The 16,083-nt window shown below is 66.1% G+C and carries 19 protein-coding genes; 11 read left to right on the forward strand and 8 right to left on the reverse strand.

All coding sequences use genetic code 11. From position 1 onward, the window contains the following. Positions 1 to 3 precede the first annotated feature (3 nt). The 3 genes from Q0L30_RS08745 to Q0L30_RS08755 all read right to left on the reverse strand — a co-directional run bounded on the left by Q0L30_RS08745 (position 4) and on the right by Q0L30_RS08755 (position 3,747). A complete protein-coding gene (locus Q0L30_RS08745) occupies positions 4 to 789 on the reverse strand; it encodes an enoyl-CoA hydratase (RefSeq protein WP_296653966.1) in 786 nt (261 codons plus the stop codon). Positions 790 to 809: 20 nt separating this feature from the next. Further along, complete coding sequence (locus tag Q0L30_RS08750; protein WP_296653969.1) at positions 810 to 2,513, reverse strand: AMP-binding protein; 1,704 nt, start codon at positions 2,511 to 2,513, stop codon at positions 810 to 812. A gap of 100 nt (positions 2,514 to 2,613) precedes the next feature. Further along, complete coding sequence (locus Q0L30_RS08755; protein WP_296653974.1) at positions 2,614 to 3,747, reverse strand: acyl-CoA dehydrogenase; 1,134 nt, start codon at positions 3,745 to 3,747, stop codon at positions 2,614 to 2,616. A gap of 282 nt (positions 3,748 to 4,029) precedes the next feature. Between Q0L30_RS08755 and Q0L30_RS08760 the strand changes: the two genes are divergently transcribed. The 4 genes from Q0L30_RS08760 (at position 4,030) to Q0L30_RS08775 (ending at position 7,237) form a co-directional block, all read left to right on the forward strand. Then, positions 4,030 to 5,043 (forward strand): AraC family transcriptional regulator, encoded by a 1,014-nt coding sequence (locus tag Q0L30_RS08760; RefSeq protein WP_296654136.1) that lies wholly within the window; start codon positions 4,030 to 4,032, stop codon positions 5,041 to 5,043. Between the two features lie 102 nt (positions 5,044 to 5,145). After that, complete coding sequence (locus Q0L30_RS08765; protein ID WP_296653976.1) at positions 5,146 to 5,415, forward strand: DUF4148 domain-containing protein; 270 nt, start codon at positions 5,146 to 5,148, stop codon at positions 5,413 to 5,415. 303 nt (positions 5,416 to 5,718) lie between these two features. Next, on the forward strand, positions 5,719 to 7,017 hold the full coding sequence (locus tag Q0L30_RS08770; protein WP_296653978.1) for an NCS2 family permease: 1,299 nt from the start codon (positions 5,719 to 5,721) through the stop codon (positions 7,015 to 7,017). Positions 7,018 to 7,111: 94 nt separating this feature from the next. Then, positions 7,112 to 7,237: a hypothetical protein gene (locus Q0L30_RS08775; protein WP_296653981.1), complete on the forward strand. Its 126-nt coding sequence runs from the start codon at positions 7,112 to 7,114 to the stop codon at positions 7,235 to 7,237. 88 nt (positions 7,238 to 7,325) lie between these two features. Here Q0L30_RS08775 and Q0L30_RS08780 read toward each other — a convergent pair whose 3' ends face one another. Both Q0L30_RS08780 and Q0L30_RS08785 read right to left on the reverse strand, forming a co-directional pair. Continuing rightward, the gene (locus Q0L30_RS08780) at positions 7,326 to 7,619 is read right to left on the reverse strand and encodes a DUF1488 domain-containing protein (RefSeq protein ID WP_293041078.1); all 294 of its coding nucleotides are present in this window, start codon (positions 7,617 to 7,619) and stop codon (positions 7,326 to 7,328) included. Between the two features lie 334 nt (positions 7,620 to 7,953). Then, the gene (locus Q0L30_RS08785; RefSeq protein ID WP_296653988.1) at positions 7,954 to 8,187 is read right to left on the reverse strand and encodes a DUF2964 family protein; all 234 of its coding nucleotides are present in this window, start codon (positions 8,185 to 8,187) and stop codon (positions 7,954 to 7,956) included. Positions 8,188 to 8,535: 348 nt separating this feature from the next. Here Q0L30_RS08785 and Q0L30_RS08790 point away from each other — a divergent pair, with 348 nt between their 5' ends. From Q0L30_RS08790 to Q0L30_RS08800, 3 genes are all read left to right on the forward strand, one after another. Further along, the gene (locus tag Q0L30_RS08790; protein WP_296653991.1) at positions 8,536 to 9,666 is read left to right on the forward strand and encodes a VIT1/CCC1 transporter family protein; all 1,131 of its coding nucleotides are present in this window, start codon (positions 8,536 to 8,538) and stop codon (positions 9,664 to 9,666) included. Beyond that, positions 9,663 to 9,968, forward strand: a complete 306-nt coding sequence (locus tag Q0L30_RS08795; protein ID WP_296653994.1) for a 2Fe-2S iron-sulfur cluster-binding protein — start codon at positions 9,663 to 9,665, stop codon at positions 9,966 to 9,968. Before Q0L30_RS08790 ends, Q0L30_RS08795 begins: the two co-directional genes overlap by 4 nt. Before the next feature lie 317 nt (positions 9,969 to 10,285). Further along, on the forward strand, positions 10,286 to 10,543 hold the full coding sequence (locus tag Q0L30_RS08800) for a DUF4148 domain-containing protein (RefSeq protein WP_296653996.1): 258 nt from the start codon (positions 10,286 to 10,288) through the stop codon (positions 10,541 to 10,543). 147 nt (positions 10,544 to 10,690) lie between these two features. On the opposite strand, the gene Q0L30_RS08805 is transcribed toward Q0L30_RS08800, so the two are convergent. The 3 genes from Q0L30_RS08805 to Q0L30_RS08815 all read right to left on the reverse strand — a co-directional run bounded on the left by Q0L30_RS08805 (position 10,691) and on the right by Q0L30_RS08815 (position 11,461). Further along, positions 10,691 to 10,933, reverse strand: a complete 243-nt coding sequence (locus Q0L30_RS08805; protein ID WP_296654002.1) for a hypothetical protein — start codon at positions 10,931 to 10,933, stop codon at positions 10,691 to 10,693. A 101-nt stretch (positions 10,934 to 11,034) separates the two neighbouring features. After that, entirely contained in the window at positions 11,035 to 11,232 is a 198-nt protein-coding gene (locus Q0L30_RS08810) for a YqaE/Pmp3 family membrane protein (RefSeq protein WP_293041067.1), read from the reverse strand. Between the two features lie 34 nt (positions 11,233 to 11,266). Further along, on the reverse strand, positions 11,267 to 11,461 hold the full coding sequence (locus Q0L30_RS08815; protein WP_293041070.1) for a DUF1653 domain-containing protein: 195 nt from the start codon (positions 11,459 to 11,461) through the stop codon (positions 11,267 to 11,269). 317 nt (positions 11,462 to 11,778) lie between these two features. Between Q0L30_RS08815 and Q0L30_RS08820 the strand changes: the two genes are divergently transcribed. The 4 genes from Q0L30_RS08820 to iaaH all read left to right on the forward strand — a co-directional run bounded on the left by Q0L30_RS08820 (position 11,779) and on the right by iaaH (position 15,933). Continuing rightward, entirely contained in the window at positions 11,779 to 13,020 is a 1,242-nt protein-coding gene (locus tag Q0L30_RS08820; protein WP_296654006.1) for an FAD-binding oxidoreductase, read from the forward strand. 351 nt (positions 13,021 to 13,371) lie between these two features. Then, positions 13,372 to 13,743, forward strand: coding sequence for a hypothetical protein (locus tag Q0L30_RS08825; protein WP_296654010.1), 372 nt, complete (start codon positions 13,372 to 13,374; stop codon positions 13,741 to 13,743). A gap of 320 nt (positions 13,744 to 14,063) precedes the next feature. After that, a complete protein-coding gene (locus Q0L30_RS08830; RefSeq protein WP_296654012.1) occupies positions 14,064 to 14,279 on the forward strand; it encodes a transcriptional regulator in 216 nt (71 codons plus the stop codon). A gap of 199 nt (positions 14,280 to 14,478) precedes the next feature. Then, a complete protein-coding gene (gene iaaH / locus Q0L30_RS08835) occupies positions 14,479 to 15,933 on the forward strand; it encodes an indoleacetamide hydrolase (RefSeq protein WP_296654015.1) in 1,455 nt (484 codons plus the stop codon). The last annotated feature ends 150 nt before the right edge of the window (positions 15,934 to 16,083 follow it).

A 16,083-nucleotide genomic window follows, 5' to 3' on the forward strand; every position in this document is an offset into this window, starting at 1 on the left:
TACTTAGCTCTCCGTTTCAATATGCCAGCGCGGTTTGCGCTTTTCGAGGAATGCATTGACGCCTTCGCGCTGATCCGGGGAATCGAACAGATCGACAAAGCGCTCGCGCTCGAGCGCCAACGCCGCGCCGCGCGGCACGCCGTGGCGCGCCTGATGAATCAGCGTCTTGCTGAATGTGACCGAATGCGGACTCTGCAAGGCCACGCGCGCGGCCATCGCGACCGCGGCTTCGCGCGCGCCGCCGGTCGCGACGACCTCTTCGACGAGGCCGATGCGCAATGCGGTCGCCGCATCCACGCGCTCGCCCGTGAGGATGATGCGCTTGGCCCAGCCCTCGCCGACGAGCCAGGGCAGCGTTTGCGTGCCGCAGCCGCACGGCAGCAGGCCCACGCTGGCCTCGGGCAGCGCCATCTGCGCATGAGATTCGGCGATGCGGATATCGCAGGCCAGCGCGCATTCGAGGCCGCCGCCCATCGCGTAGCCGTTGATGGCGGCGATCACGACGGGCCGCGCATTCTGCAGCGTTTCGAACGCCGTGCCGAACGCGCGGGCCGCTTCGCGTGCCACGTCGCGCTTGCCGTCGGCGAACTGGTTGAGGTCGGCGCCCGCGCTGAAGAACTTCGGCCCGCTGCCCGTGATGACCACGGCGCGCACCTTGTGCTGCACGTTGAACGCTTCGACAACCTGTTGCAGCTGCAACAGACCGTCGACGGTGAACGCGTTCGCGGGCGGACGCGTAAGCGTAATGATGGCGACGGCGCCATCATGCGCGTATTCGAATTCGATCATGCGTGATACTCCGGTCGGAATTAGCGCAGTTCGGGGAAATCCTCTTCCCAGTACTCGTCGGGCAAACGCGCGGTGTCGGCAGGACGGTCCATTTCGCGGCGACGCAGTTCCACGCGACGAATCTTGCCAGAGATCGTCTTGGGCAGATCGCTGAACTGCAGGCGGCGAATCCGCTTGTAAGGCGCGAGCTTTTCGCGCGAGAAGCGAAACACTTCGCGTGCGAGATCGGGACCGGCCTCATAGCCGTTGCGCACGATCACAAAGGCCTTCGGCACCGAAAGACGCAGCGCATCGGGGCTCGGCACGACGGCTGCCTCGGCAATCGCCTCGTGCTCGATCAGCACGCTTTCCAGTTCGAACGGGCTCAGCCGGTAATCGGATGACTTGAACACGTCGTCGGCGCGGCCAACGTAGACGTAGTAGCCGTCTTCGCGGCGCATGGCGACATCGGACGTGTGGTAGTAGCCGTTGCGCATCGCGTATTCGGTGGCGTTCGCGTTGTTCGCATAGCCCGTCATGAGCCCGAGCGGGCGGTGCGCGAGCGGCAGCGCGATCTCGCCTTCGGTCGCGAGCTGGTCGTCGGGATCGACGAGTTCGATGCGATAGCCCGGCAGCGGGCGGCCCATCGAACCGGGCACGACGTGCTGGCCCGGCGAATTGCCGATCTGGCAGGTGGTTTCGGTCTGGCCATAGCCGTCGCGGATCGTGATATTCCACGCGTGGCGCACGCGCTCGATAACCTCGGGATTGAGCGGCTCGCCCGCGCCGATGATCTCGCGCAGCTTCACCGGATACGTGGCGAGCGGCTCCTGCACGAGCATGCGCCACACCGTGGGCGGCGCGCACAGCGTGGTCACGCCGCATTGCACGAGCGCGTTCAGCGTGTCTTTCGGCACGAAGCGCGCGTAGTTGTAGACGAACACGCAGGCCTGTGCGTTCCAGGGCGCGAAAAAGCAGCTCCACGCGTGCTTGGCCCAGCCCGGCGAGCTGATGTTCCAGTGCACGTCGCCGGGCATGAGGCCGACCCAGTACATCGTCGAAAGATGACCGACCGGGTAGCTCTCGTGCGTGTGTTCGACGAGCTTCGGCTTCGACGTCGTGCCCGAGGTGAAGTAAAGCAGCATCGGATCGCTCGCGCGCGTCGGGCCGTCCGGTACGAACGTGGCGCTCGCTTCGCTGGCGCGCGAGAGGTCGATCCAGCCGTCGCGCTGCGCGCCGACTGAAATGCGCTTCACGCTGGATGCGAGCGCATCGAATTTGCCGAGTTCCGCCGCATCGACGATGACGTAACGCGCGCCGCCCGTCTCTACGCGCTCGCGCACGTCGTCGGGCGAAAGCTGCGTGGTGGCGGGCAGGACCACGGCGCCAAGCTTCATCGCCGCGAGCATGACGTCCCAGAGTTCGGCGCGGTTCGGCAGCATGAGCAGCAGGCGGTCGCCGCGCGCGACGCCATGTTCGCGCAGGAAGTTCGCCATGCGCGAAGAGCGCTCGGACATCTGCGCGAATGAAAGACGCGTGCCGCCGCCTGCGGGATCGTCGACGATCCAGAGGGCCGGGTTATCGTTGCCGCGCGCCATGACGTCGAAGTAATCGAGCGCCCAGTTGAACGTATCGAGCTTCGGCCATGCGAATTCGCTGTATGCGCGCGCGTAGTCGGTGCGGTGGCGCAGCAGCAGGTCGCGTGCGTCGAGAAAGGCTTGCGCGGATGGGGTAAAACCGGTCATCGTCGTCTCCTGTCGATCAGAGTAAGCGCTTCAGCGCTTTCTCTGATTCCATTCAAATCTATCAACCGTACTTCACCTGCTACTTCGCAATCCTTCCCACTTAAAGCTGCCGCGCAATCACCATGCGCTGCACCTCACTGGTGCCTTCATAAATCTGCGTGATACGCGCATCGCGGTAGTGACGCTCCACCGGGTAATCGTTGAGGAACCCATAGCCGCCGTGAATCTGGATCGCATGCGAGCACACTTCCTCGGCCATTTCGGACGCGTAGAGCTTCGCCTGCGACGCCTCCGAAAGACACGGCTTGCCGAGCGTGCGCAGCCGCGCCGCATGATGCACGAGAAGGCGAGCGGCGTTGATCCGCGTGTGCATGTCGGCGAGCATGTTCGCCACGCTCTGGTGCCGCACGAGCGGTTCGCCGAATTGCACGCGCTCGTGCGCGTAGTTGCGCGCCGCGTCGAACGCCGCACGCGCGATGCCGAGCGCCTGCGCCGCGATGCCGATGCGTCCGCCTTCGAGATTCGACAGCGCGATCTTCAAGCCCTCGCCGCGCTGGCCGAGCAGATTGGCTTCGGGAATCGTGCAGTGATCGAGCGCGATCGGGCAGGTGTCAGACGCGCGAATGCCCATCTTCTTCTCGGTCGGGCCGACGTTGAAGCCCGGCGTATCGGTCGGGACGATGAAGGCGGAAATGCCGCGCTTGCCCGCGTCGGCATCGGTGACGGCAAACACGATCGCGACCTGCGCACGCGAGCCGTTCGTGACGAACTGCTTGTTGCCGTCGAGCACCCACTGGCCGTCGACCAGCCGCGCGCGCGTGCGCAGATTGTTGGCCTCGGAGCCGGCCTGCGGCTCGGTCAGGCAGAACGCGCCAATCATCTCGCCCGCGGCGAGCTTGCGCAGATAGCGGTCCTTCTGCGCTTCGGTGCCGTACTGCAGGATCGGCCCGCAGCCCACCGAGTTGTGCACGCTCACGAGCGTCGCGCATGATGCGCAACCCGCGGCGATCTCCTCCATCGCGAGCGCATAAGCCACGTAGTCGGTGTACGAGCCGCCCAGTTCCTGCGGCACGATCATGCCGAGAAAGCCCAGCTCGCCCAACTGCTTCACGATCTCGTCGGGCAGCTTGCCGTCGCGATCCCATTGCGCTGCGTTCGGCGCAAGACGCTCCGTCGCGAAGTCGCGCGCGGCGTCGCGGATCATCCGTTGATCCTCGGTATAGAACTCGTCCATGTCTGTCTCCTCCCTGTCTCTGCACACATCTCTGCACAAAGCGCGCGTGCTGCATTGCGGCGAAACACGCGGCCCGTCGTGCGGGCTGCGCTCACTGTCGCGCCGCACGCGCACGATTGCAACGCTTGAGAAAAGTGTAGGCATCCGCGCGACGGCGTTCCATGTCCGCCACGATCAAAGTCGTTGATCGGATTTACCATAGCACTTCCGTCAACCCTTCAGGAGATGCATTTCGTGCCGAACGCGAAACCGGTCAAGCTGAGCGAAAAAGGCACCATCTCGATGAGTCTCGTCAACGAGACGCTCGCACTGGCGCGCGAGCGCAAGCTCGACGTCGCGCCCATACTCGAGGCCGCGGGCATTGCGCGGGCCGCGCTCGCAGCGCCTCGGGCGCGCGTGAGCGCCGCGCAATACGGCGCGTTGTGGCTCGGGATCGCGCACGCGCTCGATGACGAATTCTTCGGCCAGGATTCGCATGCGATGAAGAGCGGAAGCTTCGTCGCGATGACCCACGCGGCGCTCACCGCGCGCACCGGCCGCCAGGCGCTGCAGCGCGCGGTGAGCTTCATGCGGCTCATGCTCGACGACCTGGCCGGTCACGTCGATATCGACGCGGCACGCGTGCGCATCGCGTTCGTCCATCGCGAAGGCACGGCCACGCCGACGATCTTCGCGTACGCGACGTGGTTCATCCTCGTCTACGGGCTCGTGTGCTGGCTGGTGGGGCGGCGCATTCCGCTCATCGCCGCGCGTTTTCGCTGCGCGGCGCCGGATGCGGTGGACGAGTACCGGCTCATGTTCTGCGACGACATGACGTTCGGCGAGGACGCCTCGTATGTCGACCTGTCACCGGCGTTTCTCGACCTGCCTGTGATCCAGACGCCCGGTTCGGTGCGGGCGTTCCTGCGCAACGCGCCCGGCAACTTCGTCGTGAAGTACCGCAATCCGGGTTCGTTCGCGGCACGCGTGCGCCGGACGCTGCGCGCGCTCCCGGCCACGGCGTGGCCGGACGCCGATACGATCGCGCGGCGCCTGAACGTCGCGCCCGCCACGCTGCGGCGGCGGCTCAAACAGGAGGGCCACAGTTGCCAGTCGATCAAGGACGCGTTGCGGCGCGACCTGGCGATCGCGGCGCTGCAGGATTCGCGCCGCTCGGTCGCGGACGTCGCCGCAGCCGTGGGTTTCGCCGAGCCGAGCGCATTCCACCGCGCCTTTCGCAAGTGGACCGGCATGCGCCCGGCCGACTATCGGCTGGCGCGCCAGCGGACGGTCGCGCAACGCCCAGACGACGCGTGACGCACGCGCCCGCGCGGCCATGTCACTCCGCTTTGATTTCTTTGATTTAACGCAACAACGCCTATACTTTTAGGGGTAATCCCTAATACAAAAGGCATAACCATGACCCCCCTCTCTCGCATCACGCTCGCCGTGCTGGTGGCAGCCGGCGCGGCAGCTTCGACGGCTGCGCTGGCGCAGCCCGCCGGCTCCCAGGCTCCCCTGACACGCGCTCAGGTGCAGGCCGATCTGGTCGACTGGCTTCAGGCAGGCTATGACCCGTTCGACTGGATCCACTACCCGGCCAATGCACAACGCGCAGGCGCCATCGTGGCGCAACGTCGCGCCGAACGCGCCGCCGGGGGCCAGGCGCAGATGCAACCGCAGCAATAACACCCTCCCCCTCGACAGCACATCTCCTAACGCCGGCGCGTGGCTCGCACCTCGCGCCAGCGCATCCTGAAAGCCCCGCACAACATCGCCGGGCAGCGCCGTGGCCAGCTCCACCCGCCGCCCGCGCTGACGCACCTGCGCCACGCCCACGGCCGGATTTCGGCACCGCGACCGTCAAGCTTGTTTACAATCCCGCCCGGAACCGACTGTTTCCAGGCTCCGCGACGCCGTCGCCGCACCATCCGCGCGGGCGCCGATCTCCACAACAAGACCATCCGCTCGACTCTCAAAGGCTCAATCCTCATGGACGCCATCAAGCGCTATTTCGGCTTCGAAGAAGCAGGAACCGACCTGCGTACCGAAATCCTCGCCGGGATCACCACCTTCCTTACGATGGCTTACATCATCTTCGTCAATCCGGCCATCCTCGGCGATGCGGGCATGCCGAAGGAATCGGTGTTCGTCGCCACCTGCCTGGTCGCGGCAATCGCATCGATCATCATGGGCCTCTACGCGAACTACCCGATCGCGCTCGCACCCGGCATGGGCCTGAACGCCTATTTCGCCTACACCGTCGTCAAGGGCATGGGCTTCACGTGGCAAGCGGCGCTCGGCGCCGTGTTCATCTCGGGGTGTCTGTTCTTCATCGTGACGCTGCTGCGCGTGCGCGAAGCCATCATCAACGGCATTCCGCATTCGATCCGCGTCTCGATCACAGCCGGTATTGGTCTCTTTCTCGCGCTCATTTCGCTCAAGAGCGCGGGCGTCGTCACGGGCAACCCGGCCACGCTCGTCACGCTCGGCAATCTGCACGATCCGCACACGATCCTCGCGATCATCGGCTTCTTCGCAATCGTCACGCTCGACGTGCTGCGCGTGCGCGGCGCGATCCTGATCGGCATCGTGGGCGTCACCATTCTTTCGTTCTTCTTCGGCGGCAACGCGTTCCACGGCGTCTTCTCCGCGCCGCCCTCGATTGCGCCGACCTTCCTGCAACTCGACATTCGCGGCGCGCTCTCGACGGGCGTGCTCAACGTGATTCTCGTGTTCTTCCTCGTCGAACTGTTCGACGCCACCGGCACGCTGATGGGCGTCGCCAACCGCGCGGGGCTGCTCGTGCACGGCAAGATGCACCGCCTGAACCGCGCGCTGCTCGCCGACAGCACGGCGATTCTCGCGGGCTCGATGCTCGGCACGTCGTCGACGACGGCGTACATCGAAAGCGCCTCGGGTGTGCAGGCGGGCGGCCGCACCGGCGTGACCGCGCTGACCGTGGCCGTGCTGTTCCTCGCGTGCCTGTTCGTCGCGCCGCTCGCGGGCGTCGTGCCCGGCTACGCGACCGCGCCCGCGCTGCTCTATGTGTCGTGCCTGATGATGCGCGAGATCGCCGCGCTCGACTGGGAAGACGCCACCGAGGCCGTGCCCGCCGCGCTCACCGCGCTCACGATGCCGTTCACGTATTCGATCGCCGATGGCGTGGCGTTCGGCTTCATCTCGTACGGCGCGCTGAAGCTGCTGACCGGCCGCGTGCGCGGGGTCAAGCCGATCGTGTGGATCATCGCGGCGGTGTTCCTGTTCCGCTTCTTCTATCTGAAGGCCTGATTGACGGCCTGATTGACGGCCTGATTGACGGCCTGATTAAAGGCCTGAATAAAGGCCTGAATAAAGGCCTGAAAAGCGCTTACTGGAATCCGCCGTGGCCTTCCATCCCGCCGATACCGATGTGAAGCGCCTGCTCGCGTTCCTCTCGCGGCTCGTGCACGTCCAGGCGCACGTCCGGACGCACAAAAGCAAAACCGGGCGTGCCGCCCGGTACGTATGAAGATCGCGAGGGGATGCGCGCCGCAACGCGCTCGCCATGGTCCAAAAGCGGCTCACAAGGCGGCTGAAGAAGCGGCGCAAAACACAGCTCAGGAAGCGGCGATATTGGCCTGTACGAAACGGACATACCCGCTACGCAACACGCGGCACCGTGCATCGGTTTCCGACAACAGCCGGCGCGCGACGGCTTCGATCCGGTCGCGATGGTTGTCGAACGCGTGGAGCATGTCTTCGGCTCGGGGCGATGCTGCGCCGAAATGATCTTCCAGCGCCGCCGACGTGATCGTGCACTCCACTCTCTGCCCATCGATCATCGCCGGAAACGCCAGCGTCAAGTCGGGCCCCGAATACTCGGGGACTACCTTCGGAAAAATGATCTGCATGGGCGAGGCCTTCGGTTGAGGTTGAGCGGGCCGCGCGGCTGTTGCCCCTCCCCTGGCGCGCACGGAATCTCATCAGCCGCCATCAGTTCGCGTCTCGGACGACACGTTTGCGCCGGTTGATTGGATTTACTTTAGACGACTTCACACGGGTCGCAAGGCCGACGTTGTCGCAGTCGGGAAATCACGCGCCCGACCCCGCTTCCCACACGCTTCCTGCGCGCTTTCTGCCCGCTTCCTGCCTACTCATTACCCTGTCCGGTGCGCGCACAGATGCACCCCGTGCACCTGCGCTTTTGCCGCATCGCAGCGAAGTACCGTCGCGCGCGACCGCACGTTACGTTTCGCGATGCCGCTGCTGATGCTGCTGATGCTGCTGATCCTCGATATCCGTCGGGTACAGGGTCAGCATCACGACGAACGCGACGACGCTCGCGCCAATGGTTGCCGCTCCGTACAGCACGACGTTGCTCAAGTCGAAGAACAGCCCGTGAAGCACCAGTGCCACGCCGAACAGCGCGGCGAACGTGGCGAGCGTCGCCCCCACAATCCTCAATTCACCATGCACCATGATGTACTCCGTCAAACGGAGCCCGCCGCGGTCCATCGGCCGCCGCCGGGGCGCGAGACCGCTACGCGCTTCTCTTCATCCTGGCACTCGCGCGCATGAACGCAAGCGGAATCTGCGGGCGCGCGGAGGGATCGACGCCGGTCAGCAATCCTGAATCATGACGCAGCGCAAAACCGCGCGGCGCGACGTTCCACGACGTGCTGCATTGCAACGCAGCACATGCATTCAATTTGCGTGCAATCCGGTTTGCTTGCCGCCGGGCGGGCGGGCTGCGGGTCAGCTGCGGGTCAGCTGTGTGTCAACTGCCGACCAGGTTAAGCTTGCCGAATCCTCTCGCCCACGCATGCCATGGCCTCTGCCCAGGAACTCAAGCGCTTCAGGCGCAATCTCGCCGACGAACTCGATAGCGCCGCCGTCTACGACACGCTGTCCGCCGTCGAGCAGGACACAGGGCGCCGCAAGATCTTCGCCGAACTCGCCGCGTCCGAGCGCGAGCATGCGCGCGTGTGGCACGACAAGCTCGCGGCCAACGGCGTGCATCCGCGCACGCATCGGCGCAGCGCGAAAACGCGGCTGCTTCAGGCGCTCACGCGCGTATTCGGCCCGTCGATCGTGCTGCCGACCGTCGCCGCCGCCGAATACGCCGACCGCGACCGCTACGCGCACGAACCGGGCGCCGAAAAGCTCTCCGCGCAGGAACAGCAGCACGCGGCGATCGTGCAGTCGTTCGTCGCGGCCAGGACCGCGCGCAAGCGCCCGAAAGGCGAGCAGATCGCCGCCGCCGAGTCGTGGCACAAGGGCGCGACCTCGGGCAACGATCTGCGCGCCGCCGTGCTCGGCGCCAACGACGGACTCGTCTCGAACTTCTGCCTCATCATGGGCGTCGCGGGCGCGGGCAGCGCCAACCACACGATCCTGCTCACGGGGCTCGCCGGGCTCGTGGCGGGCGCGTGTTCGATGGCGCTCGGCGAATGGCTGTCGGTCACCAACGCGCGTGAGCTCGCGCGCACGCAGCTCGCGCGGGAAGCCGACGAACTCGAGAACACGCCCGACGCCGAACGCCACGAACTCGCGCTGATTTACCAGGCGAAGGGCATCGACGCCGACGAATCGCGACGCGTCGCCGCGCAGATCATGCGCAACCGCGATCAGGCGCTCGACACGCTCGCGCGCGAGGAACTGGGCATCGATCCGAAGGAACTGGGCGGCAATCCGTGGTCGGCGGCGGCGGTGTCGTTTTGTCTCTTTTCGCTCGGCGCGGCGTTCCCCACCGCCGCATTTCTATGGGCGCGCGGCACATCGGCCATCGTGCAGTCGGTCGTGCTGAGCGCGATCGGTCTCGCGGCAGTCGGCGTGTTCACGTCGCTTTTCAACGGGCGCAGCGCGACGTTTTCCGCGTTGCGGCAAATTGTGATCGGGCTCGTCGCGGCGGCTTTTACGGCGGGCGCGGGCCGGTTGTTGGGCGTATCGATCTCGTGAGCGCGGACGATTGCAAGCGCACGCCGCGCGTGCGCATCGAGCCGCTCGGCGTCACGTTCGAGGCGCCGCCGGAACTCACGTTGCTGGAGGCGGCGCGCCTCGCCGGCATCCGTCTGCCGCGCATGTGCCGCAACGGCACGTGCCGGACGTGCATGTGCCGCGTCGTGAGCGGCAAAGTCCGCTTTACGATCGAATGGCCGGGGCTGAGCCGCGAGGAGAAGGCCGAAGGCTACGTGCTGACCTGCGTGGCGGTCGCGCAGACCGACCTGGTGCTCGACGTGCCGGACGCAACCTTATCGTGACGATGCGTTGCAATAACGGTTCAAGCCGTCGAAAACAAAAATCGAAATCCGCAGTGCAAGCCGCGGATTATCGCTAAACGACAGCCCCAGGACGCAAACGTCCCCGCAACGCTCGTCCATCCCGCACGCGCATTACGCGCTTAAACATTCGATTCATACGATCAATACCTGAGGCGACTGTTGTCGCCGCACGAATACTGAATTCGTTTCCCAGGTATTTACCCTGATCACGCGAACCCCTACATTGACGCCATGGCCAGCGCAATACCACTGCAACACGCCGAGGCCACTCACAAAATATATTTGGAGGTAGCGTCATGAAATCGATTCTCAAGGCCGCCGTGGTTGCCGCAGTGCTCACCGTTCCGGCTCTTTCGTTCGCCCAGCAACAACAACCCGTGACCCGCGCACAGGTACGCGCCGAACTCACGCAACTTCGCGCCGCCGGTTACAACCCGAACGACTGGATGCACTATCCCGACAATATCCAGGCCGCCGAAGCGAAGGTCGACGCCCAGCGCGCTGCGACCGCTTTTGGTCCGTCGACGAACGGTACGTCGCAATCGGGCCAGTAACCGACTTGAATTGAACGGGCCTCGGCATAAACCTGAGGCACGCAAACCATCAGGCCCGCCCTCGCGAGAGAGGCGGGCCTGATGGTTTTCAGCCTGCGCATTTGCGCAGACAGTTTTTTACGCGGGTAACGGTTAAAGGTTAGCGGGTTAGCGCCTGCCACGGCCGCCGCGTCCACCGCGTCCGCCGCCCCACCAATCGTGGTCTCCACCGCCACGCCAGCCGCCACCGCCCCAAATGCCGACGTCCACGGTTCCGTAAGCAGGCGCGTAGCCGTAGTAACCGGGATATGGCTGTCCGTAGCCATAGCCGTAGCCATAGTCATAACCGGGCGCGACCACGCACCCGCCCAGCAGCGCAATCGCGCCTGCGATAAAGACGACCTTGATCATTGCTCACCCCCCTTTCTATGTGTAAGAAAACAGAGGCGTTATTAAGTTCTGACCGAATTGTTAGCTGCCATTACACGTGTCATGGCGGCTTTTACACACACTCATGACCGGCGCTTGCCGAATGCCGCGTCGATCTTTCGGTCGGTGTGGAACTGGCTGAGTGAATAGACGGCCCAGATAGCAGCCGGAATCCAGCCGATCAGCGTGATCTGGAGAATCAGACAGATCACGCCCGCCAGTGGACGGCCAATCGTGAAAAACAGCAACCAGGGCAAGAAGATCGCGATCAGAAGACGCATGGTCGTGAGCGCCGCGCAGGGCGAAGTTCAGGTTTCAGTTGACGGGCGCAAAGCGCGGCACCAGCGCACCTTCGTGTTCGACGAGTTCGAAGAACACCGAAGCTGGCCGCGTCCAGATCGTGCCGTTCGCCGCGCGGTACACGATCATCGTGACAGACGGGTCGGATTCGAGCGTCGCCTCGCAGACCAGTTCGTAGACGCCACCCTTGTAGTGCCGGTACCGCACCATTGTGTTCCCCTCGTGGATTGCGCAAGGCGTGTTTGCGCGACTTCACTAGTTTAGCAACGGATCACGCGGCGAATCGGGACATCGTCGCGATTGGGCGCTGCGGCAACGCGACCGGGCGCCGCAGCAAGTGCACGCCGCCGACGCTCACTGCGGCGCAATTCGGCGCATTTCTGCGCATTGCGGCGTGCTTTCCGAACGCTTGCGATCCCGGCGCGCCGTAGTTACAGTTTGAGCCGGCTGCCCGGCACTGCTGGCGGCGTGCGTCGGCCGCGCAGCGGCCACCCGACTTCACACTGCATGACGAATCGCGCGAGCTTATGGAATTCGATGTCATCGTTCTGGGTGCCGGCATTGTTGGTGTAAGTGTGGCGCTGCATCTGCAGGACCGCGGCCGCCGCGTGGCGCTCGTGGACCGGCGCGGTCCGGGCGAAGAAACGAGCTTCGGCAACGCGGGGCTCATCGAGCGCTCGTCGGTGGTGCCGTACGGTTTTCCGCGCGACATCGGCACGCTGCTACGCCATGCGCGCAACCGCTCAATCGATCTCTACTGGGACTATCGCGCCCTGCCGTCGTACGCGACGTGGCTCGCGCGCTTCTGGTGGGAATCGTCGCCGCAGCGCCACGCGGCTGCGTCGCGGGACATGCTGCCGCTCATCGAGCGCAGCGTCGCCGAGCACGATGCACTGGTCGCGCGCGCCGACGCCGCATCGCTCGTGCGCGCAAGCGGCTGGCTGCAGGCGTATCACACGGGTCGGCGCTTCGAACTCGAAGCGGCACTGGCGGAACGCCGGGCACGCGATCATGGCCTGCAAGTGAGCGTGCTCGACGCGGCGGCCTTGCGCGCGCACGAGCCGAGTCTCGCGCCGGGCCTCGCGGGCGCGCTGCACTGGCTCGATCCTAAGACGGTCATCAATCCCGGCGAACTCGTCGCGCGTTATGCGCGCCTCTTTGCTGCCGAAGGCGGCACGCTCGCCATCGGCGACGCCACGACGTTGCGCCGCGCAGGCGACGCGTGGACCGTGCAGACGGAGCAGGGCGAACTGGCCGCGCGCGAGGCGGTCGTGGCGCTCGGCCCATGGTCGGATACCGTGTTCGAGCCGCTCGGCTATCGCATTCCGCTGCGCGCGAAGCGCGGCTATCACATGCACTACCGTCCCGAACGCGGGGCGCTTTCCGCGCCGGTCGTCGACAGCGAATTCGGCTACGCCATCGCGCCCATGCAGCAAGGCGTGCGGCTCACCACCGGCGTCGAACTCGCCCGGCGCGGCACGGCCCCGACCGGCGTTCAGCTCGCGCGCGCCGAGGCGATCGCCAAGCCGCTGTTCGGCCTTGGGGAACGCCTCGACCCGCAACCGTGGCTCGGCATGCGGCCCTGCACGCCCGACATGCGCCCCGTGATCGGCCCTGCGCCGCGCCATCCCGGCCTCTGGTTCGCGTTCGGCCACAATCATCACGGACTCACGCTCGGTCCCGTGACGGGCCGCCTGCTCGCGGAGATGATGACGCACACGCCCACCTTCACGGATCCACGGCCCTGGCGAGCGGAACGCTTCGACTGAGATTTCCCCGATTTTTGCGGTGTGGCGTAACGTCCATGCAGCGGCCAATCGCATTCGATCATCTGCATTTCTGACGATATGCAGCGACCGGAACGAACACGGCCCGACTGCCCGTCTCCGGCGGCAGCGCCGCAGCGAACACCGCGTTGCCGGCCAGCCGCGATTTCGACCACTCCTGCGCTCGCGCAACATCTCGCAGCGCGCCCCACGGCAAACGTTTGCGTTAGAAATTGTGTGTATGTACAGTGCGTGCTGCCGGCAAATGCGTCCGGCATAGCCCGCCGGACAGGAGCGGGTATTTTCCGCCGCCGCATGCCGCGCGGCGACATACATCGACAGGGAGAAGACGACGTGCGATTCATCATGACCGGGACCGTGCTGTGCGTCCTCGCGTCCACCGCGATCGCCGGGGAGCGCTACATCGAGATCTGGAATCCCCCGGAGGCGCGCATGCCGGGGGTGCATTCCCTCTCACCCGCCAAAACGTGCCACGCGCACCACGGCCCGAAACGCAAGCTCGCCTCCGTGGATCACCCGGTCACGCGCAGGGTTGTCGAGCCCGCGTCGCGCGCACCGGCGCCGCGCCCCCGGGCGACGCCTCGCAGCGCAGCACCCGGGCATCACCTCACGCCGTTCATCGAGCCGCAGATCGGCCCGGACGGTAACGTGGTGCAGGTCAGTTACGGCGCGAGCGCGCACCGCCAGGCGGACGTGCACCGCTAGCTGTCGCGGCGCGGCCCGGCACCGTGCTGTGCAGCACGGTGCCGCAATCCCTGGCCGCGCAACGTCCGCCACCGCACGCATGGTGCACATCCGCCGGGGCCGCTCGTACGCCACCCCACAGACGCCGGACAGCCTGTGAACGACATTGAATCCGGACACGCAACTCGCCTCATCCGGATCATTTCGCCGACCGCTCCAGTCCGCCCGTGATTTGCCTGCGACGAACGCCTGGTTCCGCCCGCACGCGCGCGGCCCGATGCGTACGTGCCTGCGCCGCCCGGTTTGCGCGCCGCCCGGACCGCACGCAGAGATCGATCGCCATGAACACAGTTTTCCGCTACAAGGGCTACGACATTGCCCCGGCAGCGCAGCGTCTGCCAAACGGCCTGTACGCGGCCAACCTGACCATCGGCACACAGCCGGACGACGCCCGCTCGTTCGATGCGCTCGACTACTTCTTCGACGAAGCGAACGCACTGGCCTACGCGTACCACTGGGCGTGCATGTGGATCGACGAGCAACGACACTGCGCCTGACGCAATACGCTTCGTGACCGTTGTGACAGAATGGCGCTCACATAGTGAGAACGGCCACGCTTCATGTCCGACACCCTGACCCAGCCGAACGGCGGCGCATCGTTCATCGCCGCCCCGCGCGCGGCACTGCGTCGATGAACGGTACGAACGGTATGAACAGTACGAGCGGCACAAACAGAACGTCGAGGAGAACGACCGCATGACGTGGACTGTCGACAAGCAGATCGCGCTCACCGCGACGCAAGCCGTCGAGGCGATCCAGTCAGGCCAGTTGAAGGCCGCCGAATACGCCGCCACGCTCCTCGCACGCGCGGAGGCGCTCGCGAATCTCAATGCGTTCACCGTGCTCGACGTCGAAGGCGCACTGGCCGCCGCGCGCCGCATCGACGCACTCGGCGCAAGCGAGCGTGCGCGCCTGCCGCTGGCCGGGCTGCCCATCGTCGTGAAGGACAACATCAACACGCGCGGCCTGCAAACGTCGGCGGCCACGCCCGCACTCGAAGGCTTCATGCCCGCGCGACATGCGCCCTCGGTGCAGCGGCTCGTCGATGCGGGCGCCGTCCTGCTCGGCAAGGCCAACATGCACGAACTGGCGTTCGGCATCACGAGCACGAATCTGAGCCCGGCCGCGGGGCCCGTGCGCAATCCCTACGATTGGAAGCGGATCCCCGGCGGATCGTCGGGCGGCACCGCCGCCGCCATCGCCGCACGCATCGCGCCCGCCGGACTCGGCACCGACACAGGCGGCTCGACACGCATTCCCGCCGCACTGTGCGGCATCGTCGGGCTGCGGCCGTCCGTCGGCGACGGCGGCACGCAGCGGCGCTATCACGATCCGCAAGCCGTCGTGCCCATCAGCCACACGCGCGACACAGTCGGGCCGATGGCGCGCACCGTCGCCGACGTGACGCTGCTCGACGGCGTCATCACCGGTCACGGTCCGCTTGCGCACGCAACGGTCGCGAACCTGCGCATCGGATTGCCCGCACCGCTCTGGGCAGGGCTCGAGCGCGCGCTGGAAGACGTGGTGCGCGAAGCGCTCGGCAAACTCGAAGCGGCCGGCGTGACGCTCGTGCCCGTCGAAATGAGCGAGCTGCTCGCGCTCAACGAACGCGTGAGCAGCGCGCTCGCGCTGCACGAACCGATCGAGGACCTGCACGCGTGGCTGGTGGCGAACCAGGCGCCGGTCCAGAGCGTCGCCGGGGTGGCGGCGCGCATCGCCAGCCCGGACGTGCGCGCGGCCTACGATGCCGTGCTCGCCGACCGGCGCGGCGGCGACTATCAAACCGCGATCTCGGTCTGGCGCCCGCAACTGCAACTGCTTTACGCGCAGACATTTGCAGCCGGCGGACTCGATGCGCTGCTGTTCCCGACCACGCGCCTCGCCGCGGTGCCCATCGACGACCTGAACGGTTCGTCGCGCGTTTCCATCGACGGGGCCGCGCCCATCAACGAGATGAACGCCTACCTGCGCAATACCGATCCGGCCAGCAACGCCGGAATTCCGGGGCTCGCGCTGCCTGCCGGGCTCGCCTACGGGCGGCTGCCCGTCGGCCTCGAACTCGACGGGCCGCTCGGCAGCGACCGGCGCCTGCTCGCAATCGGGCTTGCATTCGAGCAGATTCTCGGCACGCTGCCCGCGCCCAGGATTTGACGCGCGGCGGCATGCGCACCGGCATCGCCATCGCGAAGCGCCGCGCTTCACGTCCGCATCACGTCCCCTTCACCCGCATCACATCCCCGTCACACCCTTCGCGCCCGTCATGCCCCGCCGCGGCGCGCCTTGCGCCCGCTCAACCGCGCT

It is taken from the genome of Paraburkholderia sp. (genome assembly GCF_024281035.1).
Lineage (GTDB): Bacteria > Pseudomonadota > Gammaproteobacteria > Burkholderiales > Burkholderiaceae > Paraburkholderia.

Coding starts and splice junctions, on each gene's coding strand:
- Q0L30_RS08800 (WP_296653996.1), top strand. CDS start 10,286: ATGAAATCGATTCTCAAGGCCGCCGTGGTTGCCGCAGTGCTCACCGTT.
- Q0L30_RS08785 (WP_296653988.1), bottom strand. CDS start 8,187: ATGGTGCATGGTGAATTGAGGATTGTGGGGGCGACGCTCGCCACGTTC.
- Q0L30_RS08820 (WP_296654006.1), top strand. CDS start 11,779: ATGGAATTCGATGTCATCGTTCTGGGTGCCGGCATTGTTGGTGTAAGT.
- Q0L30_RS08765 (WP_296653976.1), top strand. CDS start 5,146: ATGACCCCCCTCTCTCGCATCACGCTCGCCGTGCTGGTGGCAGCCGGC.
- Q0L30_RS08810 (WP_293041067.1), bottom strand. CDS start 11,232: ATGCGTCTTCTGATCGCGATCTTCTTGCCCTGGTTGCTGTTTTTCACG.
- Q0L30_RS08805 (WP_296654002.1), bottom strand. CDS start 10,933: ATGATCAAGGTCGTCTTTATCGCAGGCGCGATTGCGCTGCTGGGCGGG.
- Q0L30_RS08745 (WP_296653966.1), bottom strand. CDS start 789: ATGATCGAATTCGAATACGCGCATGATGGCGCCGTCGCCATCATTACG.
- iaaH (WP_296654015.1), top strand. CDS start 14,479: ATGACGTGGACTGTCGACAAGCAGATCGCGCTCACCGCGACGCAAGCC.
- Q0L30_RS08770 (WP_296653978.1), top strand. CDS start 5,719: ATGGACGCCATCAAGCGCTATTTCGGCTTCGAAGAAGCAGGAACCGAC.
- Q0L30_RS08755 (WP_296653974.1), bottom strand. CDS start 3,747: ATGGACGAGTTCTATACCGAGGATCAACGGATGATCCGCGACGCCGCG.
- Q0L30_RS08780 (WP_293041078.1), bottom strand. CDS start 7,619: ATGCAGATCATTTTTCCGAAGGTAGTCCCCGAGTATTCGGGGCCCGAC.
- Q0L30_RS08815 (WP_293041070.1), bottom strand. CDS start 11,461: ATGGTGCGGTACCGGCACTACAAGGGTGGCGTCTACGAACTGGTCTGC.
- Q0L30_RS08790 (WP_296653991.1), top strand. CDS start 8,536: ATGGCCTCTGCCCAGGAACTCAAGCGCTTCAGGCGCAATCTCGCCGAC.
- Q0L30_RS08830 (WP_296654012.1), top strand. CDS start 14,064: ATGAACACAGTTTTCCGCTACAAGGGCTACGACATTGCCCCGGCAGCG.
- Q0L30_RS08760 (WP_296654136.1), top strand. CDS start 4,030: ATGAGTCTCGTCAACGAGACGCTCGCACTGGCGCGCGAGCGCAAGCTC.
- Q0L30_RS08750 (WP_296653969.1), bottom strand. CDS start 2,513: ATGACCGGTTTTACCCCATCCGCGCAAGCCTTTCTCGACGCACGCGAC.